The following is an 8668-nucleotide window of genomic DNA, read 5'->3' on the forward strand; positions in this document are numbered from 1 at the left end:
ACTAAAGACTCTGGGTAAAACATTATATCAATGGAAAGAAGAAGTGGTTAGAATGTGGCGGTTTACTAAAAACAACGGCATTACAGAAAAAACAGGTAATCAACGTAACTTATTGATTTTAAAGGATTAAATTGGTGGGCCCACTAGGACTTGAACCTAGGACCAACGGATTATGAGTCACCTACTTCAAAAATAATCAATTGATTTTATTATAAATTATATCGCAGGTATCCACTACAAATGTCCTACGATGTATAACAGAGTCGTACTCAAATACACAAAATCCCCACAGGGATTTTAATCCTTAGCTAAGATGCATTGAATTCCCATTGGAACAGAAAATTTAAACTCTAAGGGTTAAACTGTTTATCTGATGATTCTTAATTAGGGTAGTTCAGAAGCTCGAATACTCATGTACTTACCACACCTCATCTTTTGCATGGTTTGGAAAGAGGTCTATAATACATGTTGGGGTCGCGACTTGCCTTTCAGTTATAGTCAAATGACAAGACGCGATCCTCTTAAACGAGCCCTAGGATAATTAATGATGGCTGCAGGTTGCACCAAAATTGCGTTTCCTTATATTATAAGCATCTTATAAAAAGCTTACCATAAGCTTAGAGGTTATCTTTTTCATAGGTTTATGCGAGGATAATAGGGGTTTGAAGTCCAATGGTACGAAAACGTACGCTAAGGATCTTCAGTACCCTCCATCAGCTGATTAAATGGTCTCAGCTGTCCTTTCATAATTGAATCACTTAGAGTAAATGAATAGTGGCCAAGAACATTAATAAAACGTACGCTAAAAAAATTAATCATAAGCACATGTTTGGAACTCTTTTTCGATTAAATGTGATCTGTTGTTAGTAAGTTGGCCACTTAAGTTGCCCAATTCTCCTTGAGCTTGGGTTAACATCCAAATAAAAAGAGATTCTAAATTATTTCCAGAATGTTTCGTGATTTCAAAATCATCAAAATATATTTTTGCAGTGTAAGTAAACATTTTAATTCTCGATATAAAGAAGATAAAGGCGCAAATATGAATGCGAACTAGAAAGTATAATATGATGAGGTCGAAAAAAAACGTTTATACACTCTAATTTAATTATAGCACGGATAGATATCCTAATAAGTTTAGGGCTTAAAAAACTTATATATTAAAATAAATAAAACTCCTGCTAAAGCACAAAAAATACTGGCCAATAGTATCCCTAAACGAGCAGCATTGATAAGTTCTTGAGTGAAGGCTAAATTAGCGATAAAAATAGCCATTGTAAACCCAATCCCGGTTAATATACTGCCGCCAGCTAACAAAATCCAATTAAGATCGTTAGGTCGAGTTGCTAACCCCAAAAATACGGCGATAAAACTAAACCCCAAAACACCTAAGGGTTTCCCTAAAATGAAGCCTAAAAATACCACAGCGGTAATCTCATGGGTAAAATCTGCAGAAGATATAGGTATGCCTGCATTAGCTAAGGCAAATAAAGGTAAAACTAGATAGCCAATCCATGGGTGTAAAAAAAACTCCAATCGTTCAACTGGAGAAAGAACTTCACGAGTAGCTACTTCGGTCACGTGAAGTGCTTTGCGATCTTCCGTATCGCCACTCCAGTGCTCTCCAGGTGGATAAGAAACCATATGTTCTAAAATTGTATGTAGTCGTTTATCACTTACCCACGTTTTAGTAGGAGCCATTAATCCTAAAATAACTCCGGTTACCGTGGGATGAATTCCTGATGCATCTATTGCAATCCAAATGAAAGAACCAACAAAAAAATAGGAGCTAATATTTCGAATCCCCAGTATTTTCATTATTTGTATAAAAAACAACCCTAATACCGATATAAAAAGAGCTGTCCAAGAAATGCCGTGACTATACCCGATGGCAACAACCAAAATTGCACCAATATCATCAATAATCGCCAGGGACAACATGAACATACGAAGGCTTTGAGGAATATGTTTACCCAGAAGTGCCAAGCAGCCAATCACAAAAGCGGTATCAGTTGCCATAACCGTACCCCATCCTTTCTGCCCTGGTCCGTCTGATTGGAGCATGAGATAAATTAGAGCAGGTATAAGCATTCCGCCCAAGGCGGCCATAATAGGAAATGCAGCTTTCCTAGGCTCTCGTAGCTCACCTAACACTATTTCTCTTTTCAATTCTAAAGAGACAAAAAAGAAAAACAACGTCATTAAGCCATCATTAATCCATGCATGCATTGAGCGAGAAAATTCGAAATTCCCCACGTGGATTCCCAATGATATTTCCCAAATAGATAAAAAAGAGCTTGACCAAGGAGAGTTTGCAATAATTAATGAAACAATGGTAAATAACAATAATAAGCATGCTGTACTTGTCTCAACACGAATATAGTACGCCAAAGGTTTGGATATCAGATGAATAGGCTCTTTAGGTAATTGTGGATTTAGAGGCACTAATTATAACTCCATTTAATGTGCACTATTATTTTTAGAGTTTTAACATTATAAGAGATTTTATTTTTAATAGGTCATCTAACCTTATCTTGAAGCAGTTTATATACGGTTGATCTGCCAACTCCGATTTGCTTAGCAATTTCTGTTGCACCTATGCCAGAAGTATAAAGTGAAATAATTTTATCTCTGTCTACAGTGCGTTTTCTTCCAAACTTCACTCCTTTGAGTTTAGCATCAATGCGACCTTCATTCGTTCGCTCAAGGATACGTTGACGTTCTGCTTGGGCAACAGCAGCTAAAATGGTTACTACCATTTTTCCCATAGGACCTTCGGTACTGATTCCATCATCGAGGAAACGAATTGATACTCCCATAGCATCAAATTCTTTGATTAATTGAACCATATCCGCAGTGTCTCGTCCGAGCCTATCCAATTTTTTAACCAAAATGACATCACCTTCTTCAACTTTAATACGAAGCGTTTGTAATCCATCACGATCACAATGGCTGCCAGTAGCTTTGTCTGTAAATAGTCGATTTGATTTAACACCAGCCTCCTTCAGATCATTAATTTGAATGTCTAATGATTGCTGACTGGTTGAAACACGAGCATATCCAAAGAGCCGCATAGGTTAAAAATGTCTCCTTAATCGATTTGTAGAAACAATGTCTAATAATAAGATAAAATACGATTTTATAGACAGTTTATGATAAGGTTTTTTGATTGTCTATCAATTTATAATAATATTGTAGACACCTTTTAATTATGTTCTACAAATGATGTTGATATGAGAGAGTGGTATGGCAGTAGATTTTTTAACCGCAGAACAAAAAGCACAATATGGTCAGTATGCAGGTGAACCCAATGAAATTCAGCTTGCGCGCTATTTTCACTTGGATAAAACAGACTTGGCATTTATTGGCTTAAGACGTGGTGAGCACAATCGATTTGGTTTTGCCCTTCAATTAACTTCAGTCCGATTTTTAGGGACATTTCTTATAGATTTGTTACTTATACCCCTTAATGTTCAAATTTTTGTTGCTAATCAATTATCAATCAATGACATCACCATACTAAATAAATATGCCAAACGTGATACAACGAAACGTGAGCATACTGCACTTATCCGAGAATATTATGGGTTTCGAGATTTTGCTGAATGGCCATGGGTATTTCGTTTGAGTCGACTACTTTATGCCAAGGCATGGATAAATAATGAAAGACCAAGTTTGTTATTCGAGTTCTCTATAACATGGCTGATTCAAAACAAAATAGTTTTGCCGGGTGAATCTAGCTTATCCAGATTAATTTCTGAAATCCGAGAAAGATCTGCTCAGAGATTATGGAAACGCCTATCCTTTTTGCCTGCAAACAAAAAATTGAACTTGAAGCCATTCTGCAAGTACCCAAAGGAGAACGCTCGTCTCGCTTTGATTACTATCGAAAAGGGCCTGTAACAATCAGTGCCCTAGCATTTAAAGAGGCAATTAAGCGTTATCTGGAGTTACAGGCTTTTGGATTTAGTAATTTTGATTTTTCTCATATCCCTCCTGCACGATTAAAAAATTTGGCACGTCATACGGGTGTAATTTCTGCAAATAAAATATCAAGGATGCCTGAAAATAAACGAATTGCCACTTTAGTAGCCTTCGTTAGAACCTACGAAACTATAGCTCTTGATGATGCATTAGAGTTGCTAGATCTGCTTATTACAGAAATTTCAGGTAATGCAAAAAAAATTGGCCAGAAAAAAAGATTACGTACATTAAAGGATTTAGATAAGTCTGCCCTGACCTTGGCAAGAGCCTGTGAAATCCTTTTAAATGAAGATACGAATAATACTCGGTTACGTGAATCTATTTTTTCTTCGATATCTAAGGAAAATCTGCTTGAATCAGTTAATGTTATAAATCAATTGGCTCGCCCAATGGATGATAATTTCCATGATGAAATGGTGGATCAATATGGAAAAGTTCGCAGATTCCTTCCTCGGGCACTAAAGAATATAACATTTAAAGCGGCATCAGCAGGAAAAGATACTTTAAAGGCATTAACTTATCTTGCAAGCAAGAGCTCATCACGAAAGAAAACGCTCAAAAATCCACCCGTTGAAATCATTATTCAACCATGGAGGCGGTTGGTTTTTGATAAGGAAGGGAATGTCACACCGAAGCTTGGCTATATCGGTCTTATGGAATTCGATCGCGCTCAAGAAACTATTAGCGAAGGTCACGAAGCGACTCGTCGCATGAAAGTCAATCAGGAAAAGCTTAAGAATAAATCATAATTTCTACTGCACAATTTGTTTATTTATTTTGTATTATTGATTAGTGTAACTTTATCGTTTAGTTACTCTCCACCTTATTAACTAAAGACATATCCATCTGCCCAAGTGTATACAGGTGGTTGAAATGGGCCTTTAAAGCAATCCTTAGTGTTGGATAACAATAATACTCCAACCCATATTCTTTAACGGTTTTCTGTACGATTCTTGCGATTTTAGGATAATGAATGTGACAAATTGTTGGAAAAAAATGATGCTCTATTTGGTAATTTAAACCACCAATAAACCAGGTTAATAGATGGTTATTTGGTGAAAAATCGGAGGTGGTTTTTACTTGATGACTAGCCCAGTCATGTGCAATATTACCACTGTTATCGGGTAATGGATAATCTGTATTTTCAATGACATGTGCGAGCTGAAATACAACCGCTAGAATGATTCCAGTTACAGCATGCATGACGATAAATCCTATTATCCACTGAAAAATATTAATATTTAGAATCATCATCGGTATAACAAGCATATAACCATAGTAAATAGCCTTTGAAATGATTAAAAACCTCAGCTCTTTCGTATATTGAGCTTTTGACTTAATTAGGCCCATTGAAAAATATCGCTTTAGTTGGGCAAATTCTTTATGTAACACCCATATGAGAGTCGTCAAAGCGTACAAGAAAATGGCGTATAGGTGCTGAAATCTAAATATAGATTTTTGTTTATCATGTGGACAAAAACGCATAAACCCATAAGGGTTTAAATCCTCATCAACGTCATGAATATTTGTGAATCTATGATGAAGAACGTTATGCTGTAGCCGCCAGCATATTGGATTACCACCTATTATCAGCACATATATTAAAGTACCCCACCATTTATTAATCTTTGGTGAGGAAGAAAACGATCCATGGATGCAGTCATGCATTACCCCCATACCTAAGCCCGCTATAGCTACTCCCATCGTTGCGGCAAGTAGAAGCATTGATATGGAATTAAGGTTATATGTTAATAAAATACCATATGGGATAAATAGCAAAGCCAACAAAACAACACTTTTTATGACTATTGTTTTACCACCATATTTAGAGATACCTAAACGGCTAAAATAGTCATTTACTCTTTCTCTAAGTACACTATGCAGGTCTGCTTTAGGGAATTGAATCATAGTTTAACACTTATATTTTGACGAACGATTTCATTTGAACCAGTTTTTACCTGAGTGTCAACATATTTAATAAAGATAGAGTATTGCTCTTTACCATCGGTTTTGGTTACCTCGAAAATTCTCTTTTTTTCTTGCTGTGCTGACCCGGATAGTTCTTTCTTTTAGTTCCTTTCCATCCATATTTAAAGCTTTTACGGCACTTGAATTGGATGAAAAAGTAATAAATGCAAAGCCTTTTGATTCACCAGTATATCTATCAATGATGATTTTAATATCATCAATAGAACCAAATTCTGAAAATGCCTCTCTGAGCTCTGTTTCAGTTGTACACGATGATAAAGAACCGACATGTATTTTATTTTGTTTCATAATAACACCTTATGATTATTGGAATGATGAAAGGTGATGAAAATCCTATCCTAAACATATTCAGGGTTGTTTTTAGCATTAGCCTTTACGGTGGTTAAGAAGGTTTGACGGCCTTGTTTATCAGAGTATGAATTAATTCCAATTAACTTTTGATTACATGAATTGCATAATCTATAGCAGATAAACTTTCCTTCGTTCGTTTTGTATTGTCCTTGTAAGGAAAAACTATCAGAAGTTTGTAAACAGTAATGGCATATTTTAGGGCTCATAATATTCCTACCTTAACAGTCAGCTTCGATTCAAAATGACTAAAAGGTAAGTGATTGCCTCATAATTATTAAAATTGAATCACATGTAATAGGCAAGTAAAAAAGAAAGGTGGATACAAAAATTTTCATCCACTTGGTTTAATTATATCATAATTCTAATATAAATAGTATTTGTCAATGAGTAAAAGGGGCATCTGCTGAAAATCTGAATTGTCCGGATGAAGTGCTGAAGCGACAATTTCTGAAGTCGAGTTGCATCGAATACTTAAAAAAGAAAAATGCAAACAATACGCCTTCCTTAAAACTATTATATGAGCTAGCAGACTAATTGCGGCCAAAATAATGTTAAATTTCAATTTAAAAAAATTACGCAAAACCCATTTTTGAAACCATTGTAAAGACCTCCCTCAGTATAAATATAATTTGCTATATTCAAATATAGGTGTTAACGTGCTTCTATGGCTTGAGAGAAGGCCGGTTTTGCACATTACTAATTCCACGTTGTTTACCTAATTTACGCGCTATTATCAATAAAACTATCTTTTTCATCTTCCTAAACAGCTTAATATTTAAGCATATTTATAATTTTTTTCAGGTATATATTATGTCAAAAACAACAACTGGTACGGTTAAATGGTTTAATGAGTCTAAAGGTTTTGGTTTTATTGAACAAAGTACGGGGCCAGATGTTTTCGCCCATTTTAGCTTTATAGTAAGTAGTGGCTTTAAAACATTAACAGAAGGTCAACGTGTAGAGTTCGTCGTAACTCAAGGTCAAAAAGGCCCTCAAGCTGAACAAATCGTTTGCTTATAATTTTTTATAGTAACAAGCAACCTAGTGTCGTGAGCCCCGATGAAAAACGGGGCTTTAAACGATTTACTTTCGCACAAAATTTCTTTTCATCACCTCTTAATCCAATAGCAATGAGTTGAGTATTTTTTGTGTGATAGTCATTTTATTGGGGTTACTGTATGGCTATTATGAATCTATGTTAGAAAGAAAATCTATTGAAACTGTTATCTAACTATTCATTATTATCTTAAATTTTATTTGTATATATTTATTTTTAGCCAGTTTAGTCACTCCATCCTATAAGTACAAGGATAATATTATGTCAAATATAAAGACAGGAACTGTTAAGTGGTTTAGCAAATCGAAAGGTTTTGGTTTTATTGAGCAGGACTCAGGAACAGACGTATTTGCTCACTTTTCATCGATCATAACCGATGGTTTTAAAACTCTTATTGAGGGGCAGAAAGTAGAGTTTGTTGTAATCGCTGGAGATAAAGGGCCTCAAGCAGATAATATAGTTATAAGAAATTCATTAAGTAGTCCTAGCTATCCTTCTGCCAATGGGAGCTACTTCTCTAGGGCTCAAATGTATTTAAGACGACTTTTCAATATGTCTAACTAATAGCAACCTAATCGCTATTTTTAAAAAATAGAAATGCTGTGCGCAATTTACGCTTGCGCATAGAAGAAGTTAGAAAATAGATTTATCGATGAGTGAAAGGGCTGAAGGCCTCGAATTACTAATCTCGGCCACGACTGATATTTTAAAAGGTTGTTGAAATGCGTTTGTTTTTGCAGATTCTTTTCTAACCATATTCAGTTCAGGTTGAAGCTTGAATTATAATTTATAAGAAGCATAGAACCAATAGTCCGCTGCTTCTAGTAATTAATCATCATATAAAACAATAGGTTATTTATCTTCAAATAATTGGTGATGTAATTTTTGTGGGGAATATTCCCACAAAATCTCTGCCATTTATTTAGGGAAATTAGATATGTTATGTTTTAACTTATTGAATTGAAACAATTTTGTTGGTGGGCCCACTAGGACTTGAACCTAGGACCAACGGATTATGAGTCTGTAAAATACGGGTTTTAGCACGTTTTATCAAATTTTAAATTCTTTCAAAAACCTGTTAAAATCAACGTTTATAAGCCATAATTTGCCATATTGAAATTTATTTGGTTTTAAATAAAGTGTCTACATGGCGTCTACATGGAATTTTAGAGGTGTATTATGGCGGAAGCTGAAAAGGGTATTAAGCAGGCCTCATTAAATATCTATAACAAATCAGCATAAGCATCATAATTAAAATTGATTGTTGAAACAGTCCTCCCTTCATGAAAG

At 35.0% G+C, this 8668-nt stretch carries 8 protein-coding genes and 1 pseudogene; 4 read left to right on the forward strand and 5 right to left on the reverse strand.

Features of this window, described 5'->3' with window-relative positions; genetic code table 11:
* Positions 1–811: 811 nt before the first annotated feature.
* From Lsan_RS12355 to Lsan_RS12365, 3 genes are all read right to left on the reverse strand, one after another.
* Positions 812–1003 carry a hypothetical protein gene (locus Lsan_RS12355; RefSeq protein ID WP_058514548.1) on the reverse strand — a complete coding sequence of 64 codons (192 nt, stop codon included), beginning with the start codon at positions 1001–1003 and terminating at the stop codon, positions 812–814.
* Between the two features lie 131 nt (positions 1004–1134).
* Positions 1135–2442: a Na+/H+ antiporter NhaA gene (gene nhaA / locus Lsan_RS12360; protein ID WP_058514549.1), complete on the reverse strand. Its 1308-nt coding sequence runs from the start codon at positions 2440–2442 to the stop codon at positions 1135–1137.
* Positions 2443–2516: 74 nt separating this feature from the next.
* Entirely contained in the window at positions 2517–3071 is a 555-nt protein-coding gene (locus Lsan_RS12365; protein ID WP_058514550.1) for a recombinase family protein, read from the reverse strand.
* A 172-nt stretch (positions 3072–3243) separates the two neighbouring features.
* Between Lsan_RS12365 and Lsan_RS21610 the strand changes: the two genes are divergently transcribed.
* Both Lsan_RS21610 and Lsan_RS23010 read left to right on the forward strand, forming a co-directional pair.
* Positions 3244–3900 (forward strand): DUF4158 domain-containing protein, encoded by a 657-nt coding sequence (locus Lsan_RS21610; RefSeq protein WP_083505128.1) that lies wholly within the window; start codon positions 3244–3246, stop codon positions 3898–3900.
* Entirely contained in the window at positions 3786–4730 is a 945-nt protein-coding gene (locus Lsan_RS23010) for a Tn3 family transposase (RefSeq protein ID WP_065236303.1), read from the forward strand. The genes Lsan_RS21610 and Lsan_RS23010 overlap by 115 nt, the downstream gene beginning before the upstream one ends.
* A gap of 58 nt (positions 4731–4788) precedes the next feature.
* Here Lsan_RS23010 and Lsan_RS12375 read toward each other — a convergent pair whose 3' ends face one another.
* Together Lsan_RS12375 and Lsan_RS12380 are read right to left on the reverse strand one after the other, a co-directional pair.
* Complete coding sequence (locus tag Lsan_RS12375) at positions 4789–5889, reverse strand: fatty acid desaturase family protein (protein WP_058514551.1); 1101 nt, start codon at positions 5887–5889, stop codon at positions 4789–4791.
* 90 nt (positions 5890–5979) lie between these two features.
* Positions 5980–6258 (reverse strand): RNA recognition motif domain-containing protein, encoded by a 279-nt coding sequence (locus Lsan_RS12380; RefSeq protein WP_058514552.1) that lies wholly within the window; start codon positions 6256–6258, stop codon positions 5980–5982.
* Positions 6259–7131: 873 nt separating this feature from the next.
* On the opposite strand from Lsan_RS12380, the gene Lsan_RS12390 reads away from it, so the two are divergent.
* Positions 7132–7341 carry a cold-shock protein gene (locus Lsan_RS12390; protein WP_058514554.1) on the forward strand — a complete coding sequence of 70 codons (210 nt, stop codon included), beginning with the start codon at positions 7132–7134 and terminating at the stop codon, positions 7339–7341.
* A gap of 298 nt (positions 7342–7639) precedes the next feature.
* Positions 7640–7840, forward strand: a pseudogene (locus Lsan_RS12395) (cold-shock protein); the annotation flags it as partial.
* Between the last annotated feature and the right edge of the window lie 828 nt (positions 7841–8668).

Source organism: Legionella santicrucis (assembly GCF_001468135.1).
GTDB lineage: Bacteria > Pseudomonadota > Gammaproteobacteria > Legionellales > Legionellaceae > Legionella > Legionella santicrucis.

Coding starts and splice junctions, on each gene's coding strand:
- Lsan_RS12380 (WP_058514552.1), bottom strand. CDS start 6,258: ATGAAACAAAATAAAATACATGTCGGTTCTTTATCATCGTGTACAACT.
- Lsan_RS12365 (WP_058514550.1), bottom strand. CDS start 3,071: ATGCGGCTCTTTGGATATGCTCGTGTTTCAACCAGTCAGCAATCATTA.
- Lsan_RS21610 (WP_083505128.1), top strand. CDS start 3,244: ATGGCAGTAGATTTTTTAACCGCAGAACAAAAAGCACAATATGGTCAG.
- Lsan_RS12390 (WP_058514554.1), top strand. CDS start 7,132: ATGTCAAAAACAACAACTGGTACGGTTAAATGGTTTAATGAGTCTAAA.
- Lsan_RS12355 (WP_058514548.1), bottom strand. CDS start 1,003: ATGTTTACTTACACTGCAAAAATATATTTTGATGATTTTGAAATCACG.
- Lsan_RS23010 (WP_065236303.1), top strand. CDS start 3,786: ATGGAAACGCCTATCCTTTTTGCCTGCAAACAAAAAATTGAACTTGAA.
- Lsan_RS12375 (WP_058514551.1), bottom strand. CDS start 5,889: ATGATTCAATTCCCTAAAGCAGACCTGCATAGTGTACTTAGAGAAAGA.